Origin of the sequence: Streptomyces sp. NPDC047049 (genome assembly GCF_040643995.1) — a bacterium.
Lineage (GTDB): Bacteria > Actinomycetota > Actinomycetes > Streptomycetales > Streptomycetaceae > Streptomyces > Streptomyces mooreae.
Genome location: NZ_JBEYVM010000005.1, coordinates 197,562 through 220,286, shown reverse-complemented (window position 1 = coordinate 220,286; position 22,725 = coordinate 197,562). Strand labels below are relative to the sequence as shown.

Sequence of the window (22,725 nt, the reverse complement as noted above, 5' to 3'; positions counted from 1 at the left end):
GAGCGCGCGGGTCAGCGCGGTGCCGCGAGGTCCTGGGTCCACCAGGGCCCGCCCGCTCCCTGGACGACGCCGGTGCCGACCGACGTGAACTTGCAGTTGAGCAGGTTGTCGCGGTGCATGGCGTCGCCCATCCAGTCGTTCACCGCCGCAGCGGCAGTGCGCGGACCCCGGTCGAGGTTCTCGCCCCAGCTGCTCCACCGGTATCCGGCGGCGGTGATCCGCTGGTCGGGGCCGGTACCGTCCGGGGCGTTGTGCTCGTAGTACTGACGGGCCGCCATGTCGGCGGAGTGGCGCCGCGCCGCGGTGTGCAGTCTCCGGTCGATGTGCAGCGGCCCGCAGCCGGCCTGGGCCCGCCGCTGGTTGATCAGTGAGGTGGCCTGTTCTTCCAGGCTGGGCGCGGCGGGGGCAGGCCGGGCGGAGGGGGTGGGGGACGCGGTGGCGGTCCGCGTCGGGGACGGAGTGGGCGTGGGGGTGGGGGTAGGTGCGGGGTCCGGCGTCGGCGGGGGTGAGGGCGCGGTACGGGCCGCCTTCGGCTCGTCCCTCCCTGCGTCCTTCCGTTCGGCCGGCGGCGTACCGGGCCACCACCACAAGGCGGCGGTGACGGCCACGGCGAGCGTGGCGGTGCCCGTTACGACGGTGCCCTTCTTCACCCGGCGGGGCCGGGGCAGCCGCTTCGGCAGAGGGTGAGCGCCGGGCGCTCCGGACGCCCCGGGCACCTCGGATGCGCCAGGTACTCCGGACGCCCCGGACACCTGGTGGGCAGGCGCCGCGGTCGCCGACGCCGTAGCGGCGGTGGGGGCCAGGGCGGCCGGCGGAGTGAGGTGCGCGGGCAGCGGCAGCAGGGCGAGGCCGGCCAGCAGTCCTTCGGCGGGCAGGAGGTCGTCCCAGTGCCCGGAGCAGGCCGCGCACCGGCGGGCATGGCGGGATATGCGTTTGCGCCAGAGGGCACAGGGTTCGTTGTCCCACGTGGCGGTCACCTGGGCCAGATCGGGGCACGGCGGGCTCGCCGAGAGCGCACGGACCACCACGCGCCCGGCCTCCAGCTGCTCCTTCATCCGCTGCACCCGGACCGCCGCGTGGCGGGAGTCGATGCCGACGGCGGCCACCAGCTCCGGCCTGGTGATCTCCCCGGCGGCCTCCAGCCACCACAGGGACAGCAGTGACCGGTCCCCCTCGTCCAGCCACCGGGTGGCCGCGGCCACTTCACGGCGCTGGCCGGACAGTCCGAGTTTCAGGATGGTCAGGTCCACGAAATCGGCGGCGCGGTCGGCCCGTTCCGGCGCCTGGTCCCAGCCGACAACGGGTGCCTTGCGGTCGGCGGTCCAACGGCGGCGCACCTGGTTCATGGCGATCGCCACCAGCCAGGAGCGGAAGGACGCCGGCTCCCGCAGGTCCGACAGCGACTCCAGGACACGCAGCATGGTCTCCTGCACCACGTCATCGACGTCCGCATGGCCGTCCAGTGCACGTCCCACGACGTTGTAGATCAGCGGCAGGTAGGAGGCGATCAGCTCCTCCCGGGCATGCTCGTCCCCGGCCTTGGCGGCCTCGACAGCCGCCGTCCCGTTTTCCTGCTTCACGCCCATTCACCCTGTTCATCCGTGCGTACTCGTAGCCCCCGCACTCAGGTGACCCCGCGAGCCCGTCGCAATAACAGAAAAACCTACGCGGATCCGGGAAGCAGCCGCGCCCGGGGCCACGCGCGGGGCTCAGTCCCGTGGCGACGGCCCGCCACGCGTCATGGCAGCCGGCCCACGTCATGACCGCCGAGGGGCTGCGACACGACCTCCGAGGAGGCCACCGAGGAGGCCGTTGAGGAGGCCACGGAAAAAACTTCCGAGCTTTTCGTTATCCGGGTCCGTTCCCGGGATCTCCCATGTGTCGGCCCCCACGGACCACGTGCCACGCGGCTCCGCCCGGCCGGCAGATCCCCAGCCCCCACAGGAAACGGAACCATGAACAACGACCACCTGCAGACGGAGTTCCACGACGAGGCCACGACGGGCGGCGGCCGCCGGGCGAACGGCTCCGCCGCACCGCGGCGTTCCGGCCCGTCCGGCGCCGGCGGCCGCTCAGGGGGCCGGCACGGACGGACCGGCGGTCAGCACCGCGGCGGCGCTCACCCCCGGCGGAACGCGACGCTGCTGGCCGTGGCCTCGGTGATCGTGGTGGGCGCCTCCGGCGTGGCGCTGATACGGTCCGGCTCCGGAACCGACCAGGCGCTCGCGGCAGACCAGTCCGCGCCGGCGGCACCGGCCGCCACGACCTCCACTCCCCCGGCGCCGACCGCCTCCCGCCCGGCCAAGAGCCACCGGCCCTCGGCCTCCCCGTCCGAGGCGAAACGACCCGGCAAGCAGCACTCCGCGCCCCGGCCGCACGCCTCCCGCACCGGCCGCAGCGCGGACACCGCCAAGAGCGCACAGCCGCGCGCGGCCCGTCCCGAGTCGGGAACGGGGGCCGCCGCCCCAGCCGGAAACCGGGCCGCGACGGGCACCGCCGCGGCGTTCGCCCAGAAGATCGTCGAGCTGGTCAACGCCCAGCGGGCGCAACACGGTTGTGGTCCGCTCACCGTCGACTCCCATCTGCAGGCCGCGGCGCAGGCCCACTCGGACGACATGGCGGCCCGCAACTACTACGAGCACAACACCCCGGAAGGCGTGGACCCGGGAACCCGGATGACCAAAGCGGGTTTCGCGTGGAGCAGTTGGGCCGAGAACATCTTCAAGAGCCCCAAGGATCCGGCGACGGCGATGAAGGGCTGGATGGAGAGCCCGGGGCATCGCGACAACATCCTCAACTGCTCGTACAAATCCACCGGGGTGGGCGTCAATCTCAGCGCCAACGGCCCGTGGTGGACCCAGGACTTCGCCACTCACTCCTGACCGGCCCCGACATCCCGGTGCCGCCCCGGCGCTTCGGCGGCCGGGGCGGCACCGGGGCGCGAACCTCGCAGGTCAGCCGCCCGCCGGGGCGAACGTCCGCCCGAGGAAGCCGTCCAGGCTGCGGCGGGCCGCCCCGCCGTGCGGACCGGCGAAGATCTCGGCGGCGTGGAGAGTACCGGGCAGGACGGTCACCTCGGCCTGCGGGAAACCGTGGGCGACCTCCCGCAGCTTTCCCTCGTCGGAGAGCGGATCGTCGGCGGTGCCCAGGAGCAGCAGTTCGCCGTCGTAGGAGGTACCGCTCCCGGCGGTGTAGCCGCCCAGGGAGGCCAGCGGGCTGATGCCGGCGACTCCGGCGGGGCGGGCGGTGCGGTCCGTGAGCATGCCGAGCATGAGCGTGCCACCCAGGCAACCGCCCACCCAGGCCACGCTCGTGGTGCCACGCGACCGCAGCAACCGGGTCGCGTCGGCCACGGTCCGGCGGCGGTCCCCGCCCCAGTCGAAGGTGACGACGTGATAGCCGCCGGCCGCGAGCCGCTTGGCCTCGGCCGCCCATTCACAGGCATCGCCCCAGGAGATGGGGGCGAAGACGACACCGTGCGGGCCGCTGCCCACGGTGACCAGACGGCCGCGCCCCGCGGAACCGGGCAGACGGTACGCGGTGGCGCCCCGGACGCCGCGGAAGCACGACGGCAGCCGGTCCGGTGCGGCGCTGAACTCTGCCATGCCGACGGTTCCTTCCTTCGTGGAGCGATGGGTTTGCGCCATCGCGCTTCCTTGCGGCGCCGGGTCCCCGGCGCGGCCGGCGCAGGCGGAGGCGCCGGTCAGAGCCAGGGCCAGGACCGCCGCCATGGCCAGAGCACACTTCGACTCACGAGGAAACATGGGAGAAGCGTAGAAGGAAAGCATTGAGAAAAGCTATATTGAAAGCTACCTGGATAGCTTTTCACCATGTCCACATCTGGCGATCACGCAGTCTCCCCAGGTCAGAAGGTGCCTGTCCGGACGGTGGGATATCTTTGGACTGAGCTATGAGGAAGAGGGAAGGCGGTTCACGGTGGAGCCTGACCACGTAGACGAGATCATCTCGGCATGGGGACACGAGCTGCCCGAAATCGCCGGCCTCCCGCTGGAACTCGCCAAACGGACCGCCCTGTTGGTGTCGGCCTTCGACGTCGCGGCAAGTGCCGAACTGGAGAAGCTGGGGCTGACCCAGGCCGAGTACGGGGTGCTCGCCACGCTGCGGCGGATCGGCGCTCCCTACCGCCTCAAGCCGACCGAGCTCACGCACGCGCTCCTGCTGTCCTCCGGTGGGACCAGCAATGTCATCAAGCGCCTGGTGGCCGCCGGCTATGTCACCCGCGCGGCGGCCGAGGACGATGCGCGCAGCAGCTGGGTGCAGCTCACGCCCAGCGGGGTGGAGACCGCCGAGGCGGCGGTGCGCGCCACCACCGCCGTGCACGCCCGCCTCGTCGACCGCATTCCGGAACGCACCGCGAAGGCCCTCAGCGAACAGTTGCGGATCGCGCTCGCCGCCATCGAGGAAGGTGTGCTGATCCGCCGCTGACGCGGTGGCGTCAGCGGTTGGCCAGCCGGTCGCGCAGGTCCTGTGCCCGTGCCAGCAGCCGCGGCAGCCCGGCGTACACCAGCTGCCCACGCCGCTTGGCGATCCGTCCGGCGACCATCACGGTGTCGACATCGGCGCGGTCCATCGCCGACACGACGGCCGCGGTGGCGTCATGGACCGGCGCCACACCGGGCCGGTCGGTCCGCAGCACGATCACATCGGCCTGCTTGCCCGGGGCCAGCGAGCCGATGCGGTCCGCCATCCCGAGTGCTTCGGCGCCGCCGAGCGTGGCGAACTCCAGGACCTCCCGGGCCGTGAGCAAGGGCGCGTCGGGGCCCGCATGGCCTTGCAGGGCGGCGAAGCGCCCGATCTGGAAGGCGGCCCGCAGCTGGGTGAACATATCGCTGGGTGCGGCGACTTCGACGTCCACGCTGAGGCTGGGGCGCAGGCCGGCGGCCACCGCCTCGGCGAACGGGGGCAGGCCGTGGCCCATGGTCATTTCGATGGCGGGTGCGACCGACAGCGCCCCACCGCTGTCGTGGATCAGCCGCAGCTCACCGGCGTCCATCCCGGTGCCGTGGATGAACACCGCCCCGGGCCGCAGCACACCGAGGCGGCGCAGCCGGGAGACCGGGCTGCCGCCCCGGACGTGCAGGGCGGTCGGCACGTCCAGTTCACGGGCCAGACCCCAGCCGCGCCGGATGGTCTCGTCGCTGCCGGCCTCGGCGTTGAGTGCCATGGTCACCAGGCCGTCCTTGGCGTGCAGCCTGCGGGTACGGACCCGGCGGGCGTCCTGTGCCGTGCCGTGTCCGTAGGCGAAGACGCTGCGCAGCCCCGATCCGGTGAGCGCGTCGAGCAGTGCGTCGGTGTGCTCCTCGGTCGGCTTGGCGATGTTGGAGATGTCCTGGACAGTGGTCACCCCCGCGTCCAGGGCGCCCAGCGCGCTCAGCAGGTTCCCCAGGTGGAGATCGTCGGCGGTGAGCCGGGGTGCCAGGGTGTGCAGGACGGTCGCGAAGTACTGGTCGAGGGTCTGGTCGGCGCCGCTGCCGCGCAGCGCCGCCTGCCACATGTGGCGGTGGGTGTCGATGAAGCCGGGGAGCACGAGGCACCCGTGGGCGTCGATGCGTTCGTCCACGCCCGAGGCGTCGATACGGGGTTCCACGGCGGTGATCCGGCCGTCCTCCACCAGGATGTCGGCGGACGGCAGTTCACCGAGGGCCGGGTCCATGGTGAGGACGCGGCCCCCGGTGAGGAGCGAACGGGCGGTGCTCATGCAGTGCCCCACCCCTGGGGCGGTGCCAGGCGGCCCATCTGGAGGTTCCAGTACTCGGTGTTGCGCCGGCAGCGGCCGTCGGGGGCGAAGAGCAGGATGTTGCTCTCCAGGAAGGTGACCCAGTGGTCGCCGTCGGGGTTGATGGCGGGGGCCCGTAGCGTGACCCAGAGTTCGACGGCCGCCCGGTTCCCGGTGACGACGGGGGTGCCATGGCGGCCGGTCATCTCACTCTGGCCTGCGGTGATGTCGCGCCAGTAGCGGCCGATGGCCTCGCGCCCGCGGAAGGTCTGGGCCGGGACGCCGGGCACCGCCTCGTACACGGCGTCGGGGGTGAACAGCCGGACCGCGGCGGTGTCGTTCTTGGTCCGCCAGGCCTCCAGATAGGCCTCGGTCCAGGCGGAGACATCGGCGGCGGTGAGGCGGCCGGCCCGCTCGGCGGCGTGTGCGGCCGGTGTCACCGACGCCAGGGGCAGTGCGGCGAGGCCGGCCCGGAGCAGGGTACGGCGGGGGGTTCGGGGTTTCACGGGTGTTCGGTGCCTTTCCGTGCGTACGGGGTGGCGCGCGGGCCGGCGGGGGCGCGGAGCCGGGCCGGCCGTGGCGTCATGCTGCGTGCTGGAGGCGGAGGGAGAATTCGATGCCGTCTCCCAGCGGGAGCTGCTGGGAGAGGTAGCCGTTGCCGGCGGTGCGGACGTGGTCGGTGAACTCGGGCGGCAGCATCGGCAGGTTGTCGGAGACCACCAGGGAGCCGGCCCGCAGGGCGGGTTCCAGCACCCTGAGGACCGGCAGGTAGAGCTCCTTCCATCCGTCCAGCAGCACCAGGTCGGCCGGACCGGGAAGCGCGGCGAGCCGTTCGCGGGCGTCGCCGGTCCTGATCTCGGCGTAGGCATCGAGCCCCGCCCGCCGCAGGTGGCCGCGTGCGCGGTCGGCCTTGCCGGGGTGCAGCTCCGAGCCGATGATGCGGCCGCCGCCATTGTCGCGCAGCGCCGCCGCCGCATAGAGCGTCGAAGCGCCGAAGGAGGTGCCGAACTCCACCACGAGGGCCGGCCGCAGGCTCCGTACGAGCTGGTACAGGAAGGTGCCGACCTCCGGGTGCACGGGCAGCGCGGCCTGGGCACACAGCTCGGCGGCCTGCCGGGCGGTGGGCGGCTGCGGCCAGTCGGCCGCCGTGGCGTAGGCGCGCTTCATCACGTCCGGATCGTGGTGCTCGGCACCGCGGGCGATCTCGTCCAGGACGGCGCGTACCCGCTCGTCGTCGAGCCCGGTGAGTGGGGTGGTCATCGCCGCGCCCTCCCGTCCCGCGCCGCGGCCGCCAGCGCGGGGTCGAGGTAGCTCTGTGCGTTGTAGACGGTCCGGTCGGTGTCGAGGATTTCGCGCCGGCCGTGCATCACCCGGGTGTTGTCGATCAGCGCCAGATCGCCGTCCCGCCAGTCGATCTCCTCGGTCAGTTCGGTGGTGAGCCGGCGGAATTCGGCGAGGAGTTCATCGGGTATCTCGGTGCCGTCGGCGAAGGTGATGCGCGGGGCCTCGTAGTTGTACGAGGGGCCGAAGATGCTGTTGGCCCAGGCGCGCCGGCTGCCGAAGAGCGTGGCACGGGCGGCGCCGGTGCGGAACGCGTAGTGGAGGGAACCGTCGTCGGCGAGCTGAAGGGTGGTGGACACGTTCCTGCCCACCAGCTCCTTCATATCGGCGAAGGTGATGTCGTCGAGTTTCTTGCGGCCCTCGGTCTGGTGGCAGACGAACGCCTTCCACTTGGGCTCCTCCACCCGGCGGCTGTACATGATGTCCTTGATGCCGAAGACCGCGCGGGCCGTGTCGCCGGCCGCGTCCCAGACGCGGTAGCCGTCACAGACCGTGGTCTGCGAGCCCCTGGCGGCGGCCTTCTCGCACAGGAACCACGTCAGGTCGGGGCCGAAGGGGCTGTTGCCGTTCTCCAGGTGGAGGCCGACGGCGCCGGTGCCCGCGTCCACCTTCTGCGCCACCTCACCGCCGTGGAAGGAGCGCGCCGGGTCGAGGGTGATCCGGCTGGAGTGCGCCTTCACGAACGAGGTGAACTCCGCCAGGCCGGTGTGGAAACCGCGGAAGAGCAGGAAGCCGGCGTCGGCGAGCAGCCCGGTGACCCAGGCGGGGTCCAGCGCACCCAGCGAGCGGTCCCCGGCCGGTTGCACGAGCCGGCCGGTGGCGGCGCCGTAGGGCCGGACGTCAGCGATCGTGGTCATGCGTCAGCTCCTTGGTGGTCGTGCAGCGTTCCCTCGGTCAGAGCGGTGCGGATGGCTGCCCGCATGGGCCTGCCGGTGACGGTGAAGAACCTGCGGTAGAGGTGGTCGCCGGCCACCACGAGGTGCGGTACCGCGACCCGCTCCACTTCGGAGAGGTGCGCCTCGCCGAACTCCCGGACGGCCGCCTCGGCCGCCGCGAGCCCGGTGGCCCCGTCGACGAGGAAGAGTCCGTGCAGCGCGGTGAGTCCGTCGCCGACCACCGCGACGGCACGGACGAAAGGGAGTTGGGCGTACTGTGCCTCGACCCACTCGGGAGCCACGTTGCGGCCCGCCGCGGTGATGATGACATTCTTCTTGCGTCCGGTGATGCGGAGGAACCCCTCCTCGTCGAGGTGGGCGAGGTCGCCGGTGCGGAGCCAGCCGTCGGCGTCGAGGAGGAGGCTGGAGGGGTCGTCGCGGGTGTAGCCGGCGAACAGCGAGGTGCTGCTGACCAGGAGTTCGCCATCGTCGGCGATCTTGACGCGGACGTGCGGCAGCGGGCGGCCCACGGTGCCCAGGCGGCGGGCGGACGGAGTGTTCCAGCTGACCACGGAGCTGTTCTCGGAGAGACCGTACCCCTCGTGGACGGGGAGGCCGTGCTCCTCCAGACGGTGCAGCAGATCGGGGTGCACGGGCGCACCGCCGCAGCAGATGAGCGGCGCGCCGGGAGTCCCGAACAGGGCCGGTGCCACCGCCCGCCCGCTCGCCGCGGCCTCGTCGGCGGCGGTGGCGAAAGCATCGACGAGCGCGGGTGTGGCGACCATCGCGGTCGGGCGGGACGCCGCCACATACGGCAGGGCGTCCGCCGCGGCCGCCGCCGCGGTGCCGACCAGGGCCTTGCCCGGCGGCATCAGGACGAGCGTCCCGCCGTCGAGCAGGACCATGTAGAGGCCGGTGACCTGCTCGATGAGCAGGCTGAACGGGACGAGGGAGAGGTAGCGGGTGAACGCCCCGCGGGGCATCACCGACCGCAGCGATCGCAGCAGTTCATGCAGCGCCGCCGCCCGGATCCGCACGCCTTTGGGGCGTGAGGTGGTGCCGGAGGTGTGGATGACCTTGCACTCCCAGTCCGTCCGGCCGGCGCCGGCCGGTGGCAGCACCAACGGCGCGGATGGCACGGGCTCGTCCGTGGACAGCGGCAGCACCGTGCAGTGCGGGCCCAGGACCCGGTCCCTCCCCCACTGCGTCAGCCGCTCCTGCCCGGCCGCGTCCGCCAGGCACAGCTCGGTCTCCGCCAGCAGCCCGGCGGCCTGTTCGGCGGAGAAGGCGAGCGGGACCGGCACCTCGATGGCGTGTGCGGCGATCAGCGCCAGGTCGGCGACCACGAATTCGGGAGTGTTGCCGCAGACCACGCCGATGCGCAGCGGCCGGCCGTCTCCCCGTCCGATCCGGTGGGCGAGGTCCGCGGCCCGGCGGGTGACCTCCTGGTAGCTGAGGGTCCGGGCCGGGGTGCCGTCCTCCCCCAGTACCTCGATCATCGGGCGTGCCGACTCACCGAACCTGACCAGGCTCTCCCTAATGGCCCGCATGACCGGCCACCTCCATGGCGCTGATGCTCAGTTGGAGATCGGTGACCGAGTAACGCCCGGTGGTGTCGGAGAACAGCCGGTCCAGGGCGTTCAGCGCGATGACACCGACCTGCGGCTGGTGGTCGTAGTACGAGCCCCAGCACGCCGCCTCGTCCGGGGACAGCCGGCCCGGGTCGGCGGGCCCGAACGGCACGAAGCAGATGCCGGTACGGCCCAGCGTCGTGATCAGGCTCCGGGTGACGGTGCACAGGATGTACTCCATGCCCAGGCACCAAGAGATGATCGGGGTGGCTCTGATCAGTTCGCGGCCGACCGAGACGCGGCGGGTGGCCAGTGCCCCCACCTCCACCACCCGCCTGCGGTCCACCGTGACCCCGAGGTGGGCCCGTACGGCGGCCTCGACTCCGGTGTCGAGATACCGCTCGGAGAACAACTCCTGCTCCCTGCCGAAGGTGAGCCCCGCGCAGGCCAGTGGCGGGCAGGGCTCCGCCGCCCCGCCGCAGGCCGGGCGGGCGACGATGAACGAGTCGGGCCGGGGCGCCACATCGGCGCCATATGCCTGGGCGTACACCTCACGAGCGAGGTCCGCGGCGTCCAGCCATGCGCTGGTCGCCCGGTGTGCCAGATCGATCTGCACGGTGCTCCCCCCTTCCCCGGCTGCCGGCGTTACTTGGTGCCGACGACCAGGGAGACGGATGAGGGCAGTGCGATCCGCTCGACGGTCTTCAGGCCCGCCCCGGTGAGCCACCCGGAGATCTCCGGCAGGCTGTAGGTGCGGTCGCCGGAGCAGGCGAACATCGCCAGGGAGAACGCCGCGTTGTGCTCGTCGAGCTGTTCGCCGCGGACGTCTTCCAGCACCACGATCCGGCCGCCGGGACGCAGCGCCTTGGCGGCCCGCGCGATCAGGTCCCGGTTCTCCTCGTCGGTGTGGTTGTGCACGATCTCGAAGAGGAAGACCACGTCATATCCGGTGCCGAGGTCGCCGCTGAGGAAGCTGCCGCGCTGGAGGCTGATCCGGTCGGCCAGCCCCGCCTCCTCGATCGCGGCTCCGGTGTCGGCAAGCGCCTCGGGCAGGTCGACGATGGTCGCGGTGAGTTCGGGGTGCCGTTCGCACATGGCCATGGAGTGCAGACCGTGCGAGCCGCCCAGGTCGAGCAGGCGCCGCGCCCCTTCGGGCAGCGGCACGGCATCGACGATGGACCGCACCGTCAGGCGCGACTTGACCCGCATGTACGCGGAGAAGTCCCGCCCGGCCTCGGGGTTGCCGGCCCAGCGCTCCCACAGCGACCGGGCGGGCTTGCCGTCCCGTACGGCCTGCGGCAGATCCCACATGACGTTGGTGAGTTCATAGGCCCACAACAGCGCCGGGGTGAAGTCGTACTCGGCGTTCTTGCCCAGCCAGCGTTCGGCGAGCGGGCCGTTGCGGTAGCGCCCGTCCTCCAGGGTGAGCCAGCCCAGGACGGCGGCGACGTCGGCCACCGCGCGGGTGCCGTCCGTACTCGCGCCGATGGACTTGGCCAGCTCGTCGAGGGTCTGGGGACCGTCCTCCTCCAGCGCGGTGAAGATACCGAGCTTGGCGGCGGAGGTGAGTGCCGCGTAGCGGATGGTGGATCCGATCACCTCGTCGATCGGGTTGCCCGCCAGCTCGGCGTCGGTGGTGGTCTTGAACATGGCTGGTCTCCTCGGGATGGCAGGTGGCAACGGCCGCGCGGACGGACGCGACCAGGACATGCCGTGCTCGCGGCGGCCGCGGGCACGGTGTGGGTGATGGGACTGCCGGACGGGGACGAGCTTTACCCGGCCGGGGAGCGGCTGCGCGTGGGGGCGAACCGGCTCCGGCCGTGCCGCGCGGGCGCGGCGAGATGCCCCGCGCCGTGGCGGCAGTCATACTCCACGCCGTTGCGGCCGTGGTACTCCGCGCTGTGGGGGCTGTGGTACTCCGCGCCGGTGGACGGGCCCACCGGGCGGGGTTTTCGTTCCTGGCCCGGCCGCGGCGCGCGTGGAACCACCCCGCCCGGTTACGGCATCGGCGAAACCACCGTCCGGATGTCGCGGAACCCTGGGGTATCGGGCTCAGCGCTTGCCCAACGGCTTCGTGTACGAGGCCGGTGCGGGGCCCGGCGGCAGTGTCCTCGGCGGGGGTGCGGTCGGGTGGGAATGAACGGTGCCGAGCGGGTGCTCAGGCGTGAGGGAACGGTGCCGCGGCGCCGTCGCGGTCTCCCGGAACCCGCCGGGGCCGGCCGGCTCCGGACGGGGCGCGCCCGGGGCCACACCTGGGAGAAGACCGGGGACCGCCGCGGAATCCGCGACCGCGGCCCCGCCGGGCAGCGGACATGCGCCGGCCGCCCCGGTCCAGGCGTGACGGCTGAACGCTGCGCCCCGGACCGCCCTCGGACCGCGCGTTAGCGCACCGCGCCACAGTCGTCCGACGGTTGTTCATCGGGCCCCCCTCACGGGCGCAGCGCCCCCCGTACGCATCGTGAACGGTCAGGCGGAGACCTCGTCGAACCCGACGGCCGCCCGGCCGGCCCGGTGCACGTGGGCGGTCTCGGCGATCCGGCGGCCCAGTGCCTCGGCGGTACGCAGATCGCTGGCACAGGGGGTGACGTCGGCCCCCTCGTCGTTGTTGGACTGCGACATGGCGCCCAGCCAGCTGCCGAGCCGGTTGAGGTCCTCGGGGCTGCCGGAGGAGGTGTTCCAGCCGCCGTACTCGGCGAGACCGACCCAGATCATGCCGTGCTGGGCGGCGAACAGCGCGATGTCGATCAGCGCGTTGAGCTTGTCACCCGCCATGTTGCCGCTGTTGGTGAAGCCACCGGCGATCTTGTTCTTCCAGCGCATGTTGTCGCCCCAGACCTGGCTGGTGGCCTCGACGAATGCGCGGAAGACGGCGCTGCTGCCGCCCATGTAGGTCGGCGTGCCGAAGATCAGGGCGTCGGACTCCTGCAGTACCTCCCACAGTTCGTCGTTCAGCTCGGCGAGGGAGACCAGGCGTACCTGAGTGTCCGGAACCTTCTCCGCACCGGCCGCGACGGCCGCCGCCTGCTTTGCGGTGTGGCCGTATCCACTGTGGTACGCCACCGCAACCTTGATCTGCATGCTTCTCCCCCACCCGGGATCAATACGATGTTTAGCTTTCACTAAAGCTGTTCAGAAAGCTTTAGGTGCCGGTTACGCTATCCATGCCCACACCCCCAAGGCAAGCGCCTCCGGACAACACCCCGAAAAGAACAGGTAAACCGGCAGGTCGGAATAGTTCACCCGACCACCTCCACTTCTGCCCTCCCGGCCCACCGCACGAGGAGTCGGACACCCCGCCATCACGGCCGAGGTGCCGACATCGTCGACCGGGCGGCAAAACGGACATCGGGGCACGCGCTGCGGCCACGCACGCGGGGAGAGGGACCCCCCGGCAGCCAGCCACTGATACCCCGTCAAGCGACGTCACGGCAGCGGCACTTCGCTGCGACGGGACCGCCATGACCCGCTTGTATCGTGATGTGGCGCAGGTCACATCATCCTGTGTCATACCACGGACCGGCTTCATCCGTGTGCAGGGTGACGGGCCCGCAAGGGGCCCGCCGCTACGGGGAAAGGACATCACGTGCGTAACAAGCGAATCTTCACCACGGCGCTCGTTGCCGCCGCACTCACGGTCGTCGGACTGGGCGGCGCCGCTCAGGCACACGCCGCCACCGCAACCGAGGCAGCACCGGCCGCCGTCCACCTCCAGACCAAGCCGATGGACGGCCCGCCCGGAACCGTGTGGACCGGCAAGAAGTTCTGGACCCTCGGCGGCTGCCAGGCGGCGGGCACCGACCTGGTCAGCAGCGGCAAGTGGGCCGACCCCTTCTGCGACGGCTCGGGCCTCCAGTGGGACCTGTGGGCCCGGCCCCTGTAAACCCCATGCCGGCTCCGGCAGTTCAGGGGTAGTCGCAGACAGCGAAACCCGAACCGGGCGGTCCGTCCCGCGCACGTACGCGGTCACGGGGGGCCGCCCGGTTACCGGGGGGGGCAGCCGCCCGGCCGGTCACGAGGGGGACGGCCGGGCGGCCAGGACGGCCACTCGGGGGCCAGGAGCTGACGGCCGCGCACGCCGGGTGAGAATGAAGGCATGACACGTACGACGGTCGTCAATCTCAAGGGCCACCGGGACGACCCGGAGTACGCCGACGTGGTCTACGTAGGGCGTGCGATGCACCGGGGCGGCTGGCACCTCCCGGCGTCGCCGCTGGCCAGTCCGTTCCGTCCGGGCCGGGACGGGTCCCGCGCGGAGGTGTTGGCGAAGTACCGCGCCTACCTCCTGGGGCGCCCCGACCTGCTCGCGCTCCTGCCCGCACTGCGCGGACGCCGGCTCGGCTGCTGGTGCGTCCCGGAGCCCTGCCACGCCGAGGTCATTGCCGAGATCGCCGACTCGACGGAGTGAACGGCCCGCCGGAGTGAACGGAGCACGGAGCCCTGCGCGACACCGGGAGGGGGCGGCCGGGCCCGCCGGCGATGCTACGCCCGGCACCTGGTCACCCCCGGGGGCCGGCGGCACCAACGGGAATGTGCGCGAGGGCCGCGCTCGACACGCGATACCGGCCGTTCGGCACCTCGCCGAGGGTGACATGAACGGTCAGCGGCCCCGCCCATTCATATCCGCGCTCGACGGCGTGCCGATCCAGCACATCGGTCAGGTAGCGCCCCACCTGCCCACCGCGCGCGGCCAGTTCATCGTGCACCCGTGGTGCGAGCTCGACGGTGTAGTCATTGGGCACGAGGACGCGGCTCTGGCTGCAGACGACCGCGTGCTCATCGCACTCCCGCCGCAGTGCGTCGAAGAGCTGAACCCGGTCGGTCCGGAAAATCTTGGCCAGCAGCGCGCTCTCGCATTCCTCCACCACACGTTCCCAACGCATCAGCCATCCCATGGAGATCGTCTGCCCTGGGGCGGGGTGCGCATGCAGGCATGATGCCTGTCCTGGCTCGTCGGAGGCCCGCAAGAGCCGAGGGGGCGGCCGGCCACCGGGAAATTCCTTGGCCTCCCTGGCAGCGACGGTCACAATGGGCGGGTGCCGATCATGACGTTCCCGGAACCCGCTGTCCCGCCCGCGCTGCGTACGCAGGTGGCGGAGTTGCGAGACGAGGCATGGCCCCCGGACTCCTCTTCGGCACCCGGTACGTTCGCCCACGACCCGGCCCTGCAACCGGTGTCGATGCTGCTCGTCGACGGCGCCACGGTGCTCTCCGCGCTGGACATCCTCACCAAGCACCTCGTCCATGACGGCGAGCGCTACCGGGCCGCGGGGCTGAGCACGGTGGTGACCCGTCGCTCCGCCCGCGGTCAGGGCCACGGTCGCCGTCTGGTGACGGCCGCCCACGAGGCAATGGCGACAAACGGTCCGGACATCGGCCTGTTCACCTGCGACCGCCCGCTCCGGACCTTTTACGAGAGTGCGGGCTGGCACCATCTGCCCGGCGCGGTGCTGATCGGCGGGACCCCCCTGGCCCCGTTCCCCAGTGACCGCCCCGGCTTCGACAAGGTCACCATGGCCGACTTCTTCTCGCCCCGGAGCCGGCGGCACCGCTCCGCCTTCCCGCACTCCCGCATCGAGTTGTACCCGGGCGAGGTCGACAAGCTCTGGTGATCCTGGAGGGCGAGGGAACGTCCGGGCGGAGCGCAGAGCGTCCGAACCGCTGAATGCGGAGGTTCCCATGGTCCGTCACGGGCCCCACGAGCACCCGTCACGAACGCACCGAGGGAAACCCTCCAAAACCACCCCGCCAACACTGTGCCCGCCGAAACGATCACGGGGAGGCGCGGAGGCGCAGACTGGCAGACGCGGCACGTGCTCCGGTGGCGGCCGCTTCTCCTCCGCGAGGAACTGGATGAACCGGACGAACTGAAGGGCGTACGTCATGAGCGAACGTGTCATCACCCCGCGCAGCCGCGGATTCCTCTTCCTCGACTCCCATCCGGCCGGCTGCGAGCGCCTGGTACAGGAGATGTGGCAGGCCGCCCCCGCGCCCGTCCATGTCCCGGACGACGCCCCGGTGGCGCTCATCGTCGGCTCCTCGGCCGGGTACGGGCTGGCCGCGACGATCGCCGGCCTCGCCCGGACGGGGATCCGCGGCATCGGCGTCTGCTTCGAGAAGGCCCCCACCGAGCGCCGCACCGCCACGGCCGGCTGGTACCGCACCGCCGCCACCGCTGAACTCGCCCGACGGCACGGCCAGGAGATGGTGTTCCTCAACGGCGACGCGTTCTCCGACGAGATGAAGGAGCAGGTCGCCGATCTCCTCCGACAGCGATTCGGCCGACTGGACCACCTGATCTACTCGGTTGCCGCGCCCCGGCGCACCGACCCGGAGACCGGTGCCACCTACGCCTCGGTCCTCAAGCCCATCGGCGAGCCGTACCGCACCAAGACCCTCGTCTTCGACGGTGACGGGACTCCGGAGGTCAAGGAGGTGGAGACCCCGCCGGCCGAGGCCGACGACATCGAGCAGACCGTGGCGGTGATGGGCGGCGCGGACTGGGAACGGTGGGTCGACCACCTCGCCGACCGCGGTCTGCTCGCCGACGGGTTCACCACGGCAGCCCTGTCGTACATCGGCTCCCCCCTGACGGACGGGATCTACCGGCAGGGCACCATCGGCGCAGCCAAATCCCACCTCGAAGCCACCGCCAGGGCGCTCGACGAACGTCTCGACAAGCTGGTCGGCGGCCGCGCGGTGACCTCCGTCAACGGCGCGGCGGTCACCCAGTCCTCCACCGCCATCCCTGGCATCGCCCTCTACGTCGGCCTGCTGCGCGGCGCGCTCGGCGAGGCCATGGTGCCGCCGATCGCACAGCTGGCCGACCTCTGGGACCAGCTGACCGGCGTCCGGCCGCTCGACACCGATGAGGACGGCAGGGTCCGTCTCGACGGCTGGGAACTCAACAGCGCGGTCCAGGCCGCCGTCACCGAAAGGTGGGAGTCGGCCACCACCGAGACTATCGCGCGCCTCGCCGATCTCGACTGGTTCCACTCCGAGGTCCAGCGCCTCTACGGTTTCGCGGTACCGGGCATCGACTACACGGCCCCTACCACGGTTCAGGTTCCCTGGCCGGATGCCGCTTCCTGACTGGTCCCGGGAAACCACCGATAGCGCCGAGACTGCCGATACGGTCGATACCGTCGAAGTCACCGTCACTTCCGACTCCTCCGACTCCACCGGCCGGAATTCGTGTGGTGGGCCTGCTGCTGTGGTCTCTCCCCGCCTTCCGGCATGAGCTGACGAGAGCTGACGAGAACTCACATGAGCTGAGAGGAAAGGCACTTCGCCGGTGGACGACGAAAGGGTGCACGCTTCGCGTGGAAATTCCACCGCGGCAAGGCACTTTCCTCTGCCTGCGGTCAGAGCGGGAGTGCGGGCCGCTTGCGCGGCGCATTCGATTCCCGCGTCAGGAAACTCAGGCAGCGGACCACTTTTGCGCACGGGCCGTGGCTCATCGGCCACGGCCTGGCCGGTCACGGTGCGGCGGGCCCCTGAAGGGGAATGACCGCGGTCACGGTTTTACCGGCGGGCTCTTTCCTGATCTCTACGGCGCTCGCGATGCGGCAGACCATTGACCATCCGAAGCCGCCGCCCTCACCGGTGACGTCCGGGGTACGGGGGCGAGGAAGCACCGGGCTGGCATCAACCACGTCGACCACCACCGATTCCGGGCCCGCCCGCAGCCGCAGCGTGCAGGTCTTACCGCCCGCGTGCCGTACCGCATTGGTCACCAGTTCGGAGACGACCAGGATCACCGCCTCCCTGGTCTCCTTTTCCGTGGCGGGCTCCATTTGCTCCAGGAAGCCGGCAGCGAGGTGGCGTGCGGGTCCGACGGCCTCGGACCGGCAGTCGAGTTGAAGCTCCAGCACCGGCGACGCCGTCATGGTGCGAGGAGCCTCGGCGGTGCTCATGATAAAGCTCACCTCAATCGCGTCGTCTTGCCTTCAGGCCGGAAAGAGTTCCCTCTCCCCCGGCTGCCAACCACAATTTTCCGAGGTCGGACGAAATGGTTTGTTCGCCCTGACGGTGAAAAGCCGGCCCCGCACCCGTACCGAGCGGACAAGGAAAAGCGGAGCGGTGTGGAACACCTCACGCCACCTCGGCGACTGGACGGCCGGGAGGGTCACCGCCATGGCCATGAGGCCTACCGCACACCGCCGGCGCCGAAATGATCAGCGCGAGAAGCGGCACCGGCGATAGCGGAACCACCGTCATCATCCTCCGGACAGTCGCGTGCCCGCATCCGCCGCAAACAATCGGACTTTACCCCTGTTTGCTTCACCGCCCGACGGGTAAGGGCCGGTCTCTGTTGTCATTCGGCGCCGGACGGCGGCCGCTCCCGTCCGGCCGGGACGAGCAGCGGGCCGGCGCCGACCCAGTTGCCCACGCTGTGCGTGGTCGCCGCGGCCGGGTGCCCGGGCCGAGGCGTCCGTGCCCTCATCCGGGACGCCACCAGCCTTGCCCCGACGAAGACCGTCGCCGTGGCCGCCAGATACCCCAGTTCCAACACCGCGGCATGGGCCGGAGCGACCCTCGCGGACCAGCCCGCGCCACGCTGTACGCCCTCGAACACCACACGGTTGACGCTCAGGAAGGCCACATGGGTGCCGATCGCCGCCCACAGCGGCGCGGGTCCCGGGGCCGTCCGTGCAGCCACCAGCGTGAGCCCGAAGACCGAGAGCAACACCAGGTAGGCGATCGGATCCTGCCCCTCGGGGGTGAGCCCCACCGGCGCGGGCGCCACGCCCACCAAGCGGGAGACCCCGGCCTGCACCACGGTGGATGCCGCCGGTACCAGCAGGAAGACCGCTGTCACCCCCAGGGCGGAGACCACGCCGCCGAGCCGGTCGCGCAACGCGGCCCAGGCATAGCCGCGCAACGTCGCCTCCTCGGGCAGCGCCTCCAGCAGCACGGCCACCAGGGCATTGCTCACCAGGAACGAGGCCAGGGCCGCCGGGTCCAGGCCGGACCAGTGGACCCACCCGAGCGCGGTACCGGCCCCGAGCACGGCGGCGGCACACGAGACGGTGATGGCCAGGCCGCGGAGGAAGCCGAGCGGCGCCGAGGAAAGGGGCCCGAGCCCCAGCGGACAGCGCCTCGCCGACCGGGCGGCCCGCAACCCCATGACGGTGGGGACGGCCAGCGCGCTCACCAGCGCGGCAGGCAGCAGCTGCCGCACGAAACCGTCCACGCCGAGCGCCCGGGCGAACGTCTCCCCCAGCGCATTCCCCGTTCCCAGTGCGCACGCCATCACCGCACCACCGAGGAGCGCTCTGCCCCAGGCCCGCCCCGCGGAGCCCCGAGCCGGCGTCGTGCCGTGGGTTGTAGCCATCGGCTCTCCCTTCGCGTTCGGCGGGAGGGGCATCCGGCTTCATCCAGATATGTCTGGATACGTCCTGGCGTGTGTGCCGGACTCGTCCCTGCGCATCGGACCGGACAGGTGGTGGGGTTCGTCACCCCGGCACCGGACACCGGGCGGGCACCGGACCGCCGCACCCCGCAAGCTCTTCGAGAGCTACGTGTGCCCGCGGCACCGACCACGAAGCCGTCCGCCGGCGGGCCCGACACGAACGGCGCCCCAAACCCTCCTGCGGCATGACCTACCGCCGCCGGGGACTACATCCCTCGACCCAGCGGCCGTACCCGAAGGGCAGCGGGACGGGCCGATGACGGCGTGGAGGAGAGCGCCGGGGGCAGCCGCGGCCGGCTACTGCCCGGTGGGTGCCGTACCCGTTCCCGCCTTACCCGCCTTACGCTCACTCACAAAGAGCCTCAGCGGGGCATAGACCACCACAGAAACGATGAAGGCGACGTAGTACGCGAGATCGGCGCCATGCAGTGCGGCCGCGACCGGGCCGACGAACAGGGTCGTGTCCATGAAGGGCACGGCCGCGGCGAACGCCACGACAAAAGCGAGGCACGCGGGCCACCACGGCTGGGGGCGGGCGAACTCGGCCTCCACATCGATCGGCGCGCCGCGACGGGCCTTGGCGCGCAGCCGCGCGTCGACGAGCACAATGCCCACGAAACCGGGGATCCAGTAGCCCACGAACAACAGCAGGTTCTGGAAGCGCACCGCGGTGTCCGCGGCGTGCATCCACAGCACCAGCAGAAAACCGAGTACGGCCGCTGCCGCCGCGGCGAGCGGCCGGGGTATCCGTATACCGGCAGTCTGGAGCGCCAGGGAACCGCTGTAGTCGTTCATGGCGTTGCTGCACACCGCCGCGGCCGCAATGGCCAGCAGGCCGAAGGCGCCGAGGACCCCGCCGCCGAGCAGCCCGTGCACCCCGGCGGCGGTCTGATCGGTGAACAGCTTGGCTCCCCAGAGCCCCAGCGCCTGCACCCAGGCGAACGAGAGCACCATGCCGAGCACGGAGTACCAGAACATCCTGGGCCGGGAGGTCGCACGGGGCAGGTAACGGCTGAAGTCCGACGCGTACGGGGCCCACGAGATGGCCAGGCTCAGCGCGACGGTGCTGGTCAGGACGAAGGCACCCAGGCGATCGGCGCCGTGTGCGGAGCTCGATACGGGAAGCGGCACCCCGGACAGCAGCTTGACGCTCAGGACCAGGAACGCGGCGCCCAGCACAAAGGTCATCACCGTTTGGAGCTGATGCAGCGCCTCGTAGCCGAAGACGCCGACGACTCCCTGGAGCAGCAGGACCACCAGCGCGCCCACCCAGAACGGCCAGCCGAGCAGTTGGGCCAGCGCTTCACCGCCGAAGAGGCCGATCAGCGCATCCCAGGCGACGGAGGAGAGCCACTGCATGATGCCGGGCAGCGCCACACCACGACCGAAGGCCAGTCGCGACAGCGGCAGCTGACCGGTCCCGGTCTGGCTGCCCCAGGTGCCGAGGTAGGCGGCGGGCACCGCGCCGACGATCGTGCCGAGCACCATGGCCGTGAGGGCCGTCCAGAAGTCCAGCCCCAGGGAGATGCCCACGGTGCCGGAGAACACTCCGGTCATGGTGAGGTTGGGGGCGAACCACACGGTGAAAAGGCGGGCGGATTTTCCGTAGCGGTTGTTTTCGGGCACCGGCTCGATGCCGTGCCGCTCGACCGCCAGGTCACCGGTCCGGGCAGGCATCCGCCCTCGGAAGGCGGATTCTTCGATGGTCATGACTCTCCAGGCTCAACAGATGCGCCGCCCTACGGTAGGCGGGGCAGCCGGCCCGCCCGTCACGGCCCCCTGGGGACGATGCCGCCGGCCGGTGCCGGACGGAGGCTTGCGCCGTCCCAGGGGGCGCTCGGAGATCATGGCGGTCTGACAGCACTGCGGTGCCTGAGGGACCCGAGCGACCCGAAGATCAGGGCTCAGGGCTCAGGGCTCAGGGCTCAGGGAAAGGACACCACCGTCGACGGCACCGTCGACGTGCCCGAGGTGGGGGCCCCGACGCCGTTGACCACGTGCTCGTACTGCCCCTTGCCGCCGAGGGAGACCACGAGCAGATCGTGGAGCTTCACTCCCGGCTTCTCCGGGGCCTCGAAGCCATGGTCCTGGCGGATGGTGGGATCCACGTTGTAGAAGCAGTAGCTGCCCAGGCCCCACCCTTCGTGCGTGGTCACCCCGTCTGCGATCTTGTACGCGGCGTACCCCTTGGTGCTGCCGTTCTGCACCGCCGCCTGGTTGGGTGCGTCGTACGCCTTCTCGTTCTGGAAGAAGACCGTGCGTCCCCGCTCGCCGCGCCACTCCACGTCGTACTTGTTGAAGTGCTCGACGAAGAGCCCGGTCGCCAGGACGTCGTCGCCGTTGACCCGGATCCCGTAGTCGGCCCGGTTGGTCTCCCAGCCCACACCGTCGCCGTGGTCGGCGCGCCAGACCCAGGTGTGATCGACGATGGTGTGGTTGCTGTTGATCACCATGCTGGTCGTCGCCTTGCCCGCGCCCGCCCCGCCGATGCGGATGAAGACGTCCTGAACCGTGGTCGGATTGGCGGCGTGGCTTGCGGAGGCGCCCTCGGGGCCGATCTCCAGCAGCGTGGTGGAGTTGACCGGGCCGGCGTCGATCAGGAATCCGGCGAGCCGCACACCGTCGACGTCGGCGACCTTCAAGGCCGTGACGCCGTTGTCCGGAACGAGGGTCGCATACCCGAGACCCAGGACCACGGTGTTCGGGCGCTGGACGTCGACCGGCCGGTCGAGGTGGTAAATCCCGGGCGTGAGAAGCAGGTTGAGGCCCTGAGCCAGTGCGGCGTTGAGGGTTGCCGCATCGACACCGGGCTTGGCCACGTAGAACTGTCCGAGCGGCAGGGACTGGCCTCGTGGTGTGCCGTTTCCCCAGGTGGTGCCACGGGCGTTGGTGCGCTTCTCGGGCAGGAAGACGCGGTAGCCGGCCTCGTCGAGGTGGAGGAACGGCTTTTCGCGGGAGACGGGGGTGGTGTCGAGGGTGGTGTACGGGGGGTCGGGAAAGCTCTGCGCGGGGCCTCCCTCGACCCCCGAGAACACCATGTTCCACACGGCGTTGTTCCAGCCGCCCACGGCACTGTCGCGGCTGTACCACTGCTGCTGGGAGTACGGGCTCACCGTGCCGTCGATACGGCTGTCGGCGATATAGCCGCCGCTGGCCCAGCCGTAGCCGTCGGGGGCCAGGTTCAGCCCGCCCTTGACGTGCATCCGCCGGAACGGAGCCGCCTGGGCCACCGCCCACCGGTTGGTGCCGTTGACGGGGCGGAGCGCGAGGTTTTCCGCCGAGCGCCAGAAGTTCTGGGTCGCGTTGCCGTTGAACCAGCCGGCGTCGACGGTCACATCACCGTTGAAGGTGGTGTCGTCGGGCGACAGTCCCAGGCCCGCGAGGGAGGTGTAGAAGCCGAGCTGGGCGTTGAGTCCGTTGTAGGTACCCGGTTTGAAGAGGAGTTGGTACCTCCCGTCGCCGAACTGCGCCGACTCCTGCCGCCGGAAGATCTCGTCGAGTGTCCCCTGGATGTCGGGGGTGGCGGGATCGAAGACCAGCACATGGGGGCCGAGGTCGCCGCCGCCCGGCAGCCCGGCGGGGGCCGGTGGCGCCGCGGCGGCCGGCGCTGCGGACGCCCGGGAGGGGAGGGCCGGCAGGCTTGCGGCGGGGAGCGCGGCCGCCATCGCGGCCAGGACTCTGCGGCGTGAGGGCGTGCGCGCGGGCGACGCCGGTGCGTCGGTGGGGGGTGTGGGCATAGCGGCTCTCCTGATTCAGGAAGTGAACGAGTGAGGTTCATGGGAGCGCTCT

Annotated in this window: 21 protein-coding genes; 6 read left to right on the top strand and 15 right to left on the bottom strand. The window is 71.3% G+C overall.

Annotation, left to right across the window (positions count from 1 at the left end; genetic code table 11):
• Positions 1 to 11 precede the first annotated feature (11 nt).
• Entirely contained in the window at positions 12 to 1,586 is a 1,575-nt protein-coding gene (locus ABZ851_RS15350) for a sigma-70 family RNA polymerase sigma factor (RefSeq protein WP_361126787.1), read from the bottom strand.
• Positions 1,587 to 1,955: 369 nt separating this feature from the next.
• On the opposite strand from ABZ851_RS15350, the gene ABZ851_RS15345 reads away from it, so the two are divergent.
• On the top strand, positions 1,956 to 2,882 hold the full coding sequence (locus ABZ851_RS15345; protein WP_361126785.1) for a CAP domain-containing protein: 927 nt from the start codon (positions 1,956 to 1,958) through the stop codon (positions 2,880 to 2,882).
• Between the two features lie 72 nt (positions 2,883 to 2,954).
• Here ABZ851_RS15345 and ABZ851_RS15340 read toward each other — a convergent pair whose 3' ends face one another.
• Positions 2,955 to 3,605 carry an alpha/beta hydrolase gene (locus tag ABZ851_RS15340; protein WP_361126782.1) on the bottom strand — a complete coding sequence of 217 codons (651 nt, stop codon included), beginning with the start codon at positions 3,603 to 3,605 and terminating at the stop codon, positions 2,955 to 2,957.
• A gap of 331 nt (positions 3,606 to 3,936) precedes the next feature.
• Here ABZ851_RS15340 and ABZ851_RS15335 point away from each other — a divergent pair, with 331 nt between their 5' ends.
• Positions 3,937 to 4,446 carry a MarR family transcriptional regulator gene (locus ABZ851_RS15335; protein WP_328390448.1) on the top strand — a complete coding sequence of 170 codons (510 nt, stop codon included), beginning with the start codon at positions 3,937 to 3,939 and terminating at the stop codon, positions 4,444 to 4,446.
• A gap of 10 nt (positions 4,447 to 4,456) precedes the next feature.
• Here the strand turns inward: ABZ851_RS15335 and ABZ851_RS15330 are convergent, their stop codons facing one another.
• The 8 genes from ABZ851_RS15330 to ABZ851_RS15295 form a co-directional block, all read right to left on the bottom strand.
• Positions 4,457 to 5,719, bottom strand: coding sequence for an amidohydrolase family protein (locus ABZ851_RS15330; protein ID WP_361126777.1), 1,263 nt, complete (start codon positions 5,717 to 5,719; stop codon positions 4,457 to 4,459).
• Positions 5,716 to 6,243, bottom strand: a complete 528-nt coding sequence (locus ABZ851_RS15325; RefSeq protein ID WP_361126774.1) for a nuclear transport factor 2 family protein — start codon at positions 6,241 to 6,243, stop codon at positions 5,716 to 5,718. The genes ABZ851_RS15330 and ABZ851_RS15325 overlap by 4 nt, the downstream gene beginning before the upstream one ends.
• Positions 6,244 to 6,319: 76 nt before the next feature.
• A complete protein-coding gene (locus ABZ851_RS15320; RefSeq protein WP_361126771.1) occupies positions 6,320 to 6,997 on the bottom strand; it encodes a class I SAM-dependent methyltransferase in 678 nt (225 codons plus the stop codon).
• Positions 6,994 to 7,935: a TauD/TfdA family dioxygenase gene (locus ABZ851_RS15315; RefSeq protein ID WP_361126768.1), complete on the bottom strand. Its 942-nt coding sequence runs from the start codon at positions 7,933 to 7,935 to the stop codon at positions 6,994 to 6,996. The genes ABZ851_RS15320 and ABZ851_RS15315 overlap by 4 nt, the downstream gene beginning before the upstream one ends.
• Positions 7,932 to 9,503 carry an AMP-binding protein gene (locus tag ABZ851_RS15310; protein ID WP_361126765.1) on the bottom strand — a complete coding sequence of 524 codons (1,572 nt, stop codon included), beginning with the start codon at positions 9,501 to 9,503 and terminating at the stop codon, positions 7,932 to 7,934. The genes ABZ851_RS15315 and ABZ851_RS15310 overlap by 4 nt, the downstream gene beginning before the upstream one ends.
• Positions 9,490 to 10,140 carry a thermostable hemolysin gene (locus tag ABZ851_RS15305; protein WP_336048351.1) on the bottom strand — a complete coding sequence of 217 codons (651 nt, stop codon included), beginning with the start codon at positions 10,138 to 10,140 and terminating at the stop codon, positions 9,490 to 9,492. The genes ABZ851_RS15310 and ABZ851_RS15305 overlap by 14 nt, the downstream gene beginning before the upstream one ends.
• Positions 10,141 to 10,169: 29 nt before the next feature.
• Positions 10,170 to 11,174: a methyltransferase gene (locus ABZ851_RS15300; protein ID WP_361126761.1), complete on the bottom strand. Its 1,005-nt coding sequence runs from the start codon at positions 11,172 to 11,174 to the stop codon at positions 10,170 to 10,172.
• Positions 11,175 to 11,990: 816 nt separating this feature from the next.
• Positions 11,991 to 12,602 (bottom strand): flavodoxin family protein, encoded by a 612-nt coding sequence (locus tag ABZ851_RS15295; RefSeq protein WP_336048353.1) that lies wholly within the window; start codon positions 12,600 to 12,602, stop codon positions 11,991 to 11,993.
• Positions 12,603 to 13,107: 505 nt separating this feature from the next.
• On the opposite strand from ABZ851_RS15295, the gene ABZ851_RS15290 reads away from it, so the two are divergent.
• Positions 13,108 to 13,404 (top strand): hypothetical protein, encoded by a 297-nt coding sequence (locus ABZ851_RS15290; protein WP_361126756.1) that lies wholly within the window; start codon positions 13,108 to 13,110, stop codon positions 13,402 to 13,404.
• A gap of 213 nt (positions 13,405 to 13,617) precedes the next feature.
• Positions 13,618 to 13,929 carry a DUF4326 domain-containing protein gene (locus tag ABZ851_RS15285; RefSeq protein WP_361126753.1) on the top strand — a complete coding sequence of 104 codons (312 nt, stop codon included), beginning with the start codon at positions 13,618 to 13,620 and terminating at the stop codon, positions 13,927 to 13,929.
• A gap of 91 nt (positions 13,930 to 14,020) precedes the next feature.
• Here ABZ851_RS15285 and ABZ851_RS15280 read toward each other — a convergent pair whose 3' ends face one another.
• A complete protein-coding gene (locus ABZ851_RS15280; RefSeq protein WP_361126750.1) occupies positions 14,021 to 14,416 on the bottom strand; it encodes a DUF3662 domain-containing protein in 396 nt (131 codons plus the stop codon).
• A gap of 150 nt (positions 14,417 to 14,566) precedes the next feature.
• Here ABZ851_RS15280 and ABZ851_RS15275 point away from each other — a divergent pair, with 150 nt between their 5' ends.
• Positions 14,567 to 15,133 (top strand): GNAT family N-acetyltransferase, encoded by a 567-nt coding sequence (locus ABZ851_RS15275; RefSeq protein WP_361127346.1) that lies wholly within the window; start codon positions 14,567 to 14,569, stop codon positions 15,131 to 15,133.
• Between the two features lie 271 nt (positions 15,134 to 15,404).
• Positions 15,405 to 16,613 (top strand): enoyl-[acyl-carrier-protein] reductase FabV, encoded by a 1,209-nt coding sequence (gene fabV / locus ABZ851_RS15270; RefSeq protein ID WP_361126747.1) that lies wholly within the window; start codon positions 15,405 to 15,407, stop codon positions 16,611 to 16,613.
• A gap of 386 nt (positions 16,614 to 16,999) precedes the next feature.
• Here the strand turns inward: fabV and ABZ851_RS15265 are convergent, their stop codons facing one another.
• The 4 genes from ABZ851_RS15265 to ABZ851_RS15250 form a co-directional block, all read right to left on the bottom strand.
• Complete coding sequence (locus ABZ851_RS15265) at positions 17,000 to 17,437, bottom strand: ATP-binding protein (protein ID WP_336048359.1); 438 nt, start codon at positions 17,435 to 17,437, stop codon at positions 17,000 to 17,002.
• Positions 17,438 to 17,838: 401 nt separating this feature from the next.
• Complete coding sequence (locus ABZ851_RS15260; protein ID WP_361126742.1) at positions 17,839 to 18,858, bottom strand: CPBP family glutamic-type intramembrane protease; 1,020 nt, start codon at positions 18,856 to 18,858, stop codon at positions 17,839 to 17,841.
• Between the two features lie 375 nt (positions 18,859 to 19,233).
• Complete coding sequence (locus ABZ851_RS15255; RefSeq protein WP_361126739.1) at positions 19,234 to 20,646, bottom strand: cytosine permease; 1,413 nt, start codon at positions 20,644 to 20,646, stop codon at positions 19,234 to 19,236.
• Between the two features lie 215 nt (positions 20,647 to 20,861).
• On the bottom strand, positions 20,862 to 22,673 hold the full coding sequence (locus ABZ851_RS15250) for a coagulation factor 5/8 type domain-containing protein (RefSeq protein WP_361126736.1): 1,812 nt from the start codon (positions 22,671 to 22,673) through the stop codon (positions 20,862 to 20,864).
• Positions 22,674 to 22,725 lie beyond the last annotated feature (52 nt).

What these genes read in the sequence shown, in the direction of transcription:
- ABZ851_RS15300 (WP_361126761.1), bottom strand. Translation starts at nt 11,174, where the DNA reads ATGTTCAAGACCACCACCGACGCCGAGCTGGCGGGCAACCCGATCGAC.
- ABZ851_RS15260 (WP_361126742.1), bottom strand. Translation starts at nt 18,858, where the DNA reads ATGGCTACAACCCACGGCACGACGCCGGCTCGGGGCTCCGCGGGGCGG.
- ABZ851_RS15310 (WP_361126765.1), bottom strand. Translation starts at nt 9,503, where the DNA reads ATGCGGGCCATTAGGGAGAGCCTGGTCAGGTTCGGTGAGTCGGCACGC.
- ABZ851_RS15340 (WP_361126782.1), bottom strand. Translation starts at nt 3,605, where the DNA reads ATGGCAGAGTTCAGCGCCGCACCGGACCGGCTGCCGTCGTGCTTCCGC.
- ABZ851_RS15275 (WP_361127346.1), top strand. Translation starts at nt 14,567, where the DNA reads ATGACGTTCCCGGAACCCGCTGTCCCGCCCGCGCTGCGTACGCAGGTG.
- ABZ851_RS15320 (WP_361126771.1), bottom strand. Translation starts at nt 6,997, where the DNA reads ATGACCACCCCACTCACCGGGCTCGACGACGAGCGGGTACGCGCCGTC.
- ABZ851_RS15330 (WP_361126777.1), bottom strand. Translation starts at nt 5,719, where the DNA reads ATGAGCACCGCCCGTTCGCTCCTCACCGGGGGCCGCGTCCTCACCATG.
- ABZ851_RS15295 (WP_336048353.1), bottom strand. Translation starts at nt 12,602, where the DNA reads ATGCAGATCAAGGTTGCGGTGGCGTACCACAGTGGATACGGCCACACC.
- ABZ851_RS15315 (WP_361126768.1), bottom strand. Translation starts at nt 7,935, where the DNA reads ATGACCACGATCGCTGACGTCCGGCCCTACGGCGCCGCCACCGGCCGG.
- ABZ851_RS15345 (WP_361126785.1), top strand. Translation starts at nt 1,956, where the DNA reads ATGAACAACGACCACCTGCAGACGGAGTTCCACGACGAGGCCACGACG.
- fabV (WP_361126747.1), top strand. Translation starts at nt 15,405, where the DNA reads ATGAGCGAACGTGTCATCACCCCGCGCAGCCGCGGATTCCTCTTCCTC.
- ABZ851_RS15265 (WP_336048359.1), bottom strand. Translation starts at nt 17,437, where the DNA reads ATGAGCACCGCCGAGGCTCCTCGCACCATGACGGCGTCGCCGGTGCTG.
- ABZ851_RS15350 (WP_361126787.1), bottom strand. Translation starts at nt 1,586, where the DNA reads ATGGGCGTGAAGCAGGAAAACGGGACGGCGGCTGTCGAGGCCGCCAAG.
- ABZ851_RS15255 (WP_361126739.1), bottom strand. Translation starts at nt 20,646, where the DNA reads ATGACCATCGAAGAATCCGCCTTCCGAGGGCGGATGCCTGCCCGGACC.
- ABZ851_RS15285 (WP_361126753.1), top strand. Translation starts at nt 13,618, where the DNA reads ATGACACGTACGACGGTCGTCAATCTCAAGGGCCACCGGGACGACCCG.
- ABZ851_RS15280 (WP_361126750.1), bottom strand. Translation starts at nt 14,416, where the DNA reads ATGGGATGGCTGATGCGTTGGGAACGTGTGGTGGAGGAATGCGAGAGC.
- ABZ851_RS15250 (WP_361126736.1), bottom strand. Translation starts at nt 22,673, where the DNA reads ATGCCCACACCCCCCACCGACGCACCGGCGTCGCCCGCGCGCACGCCC.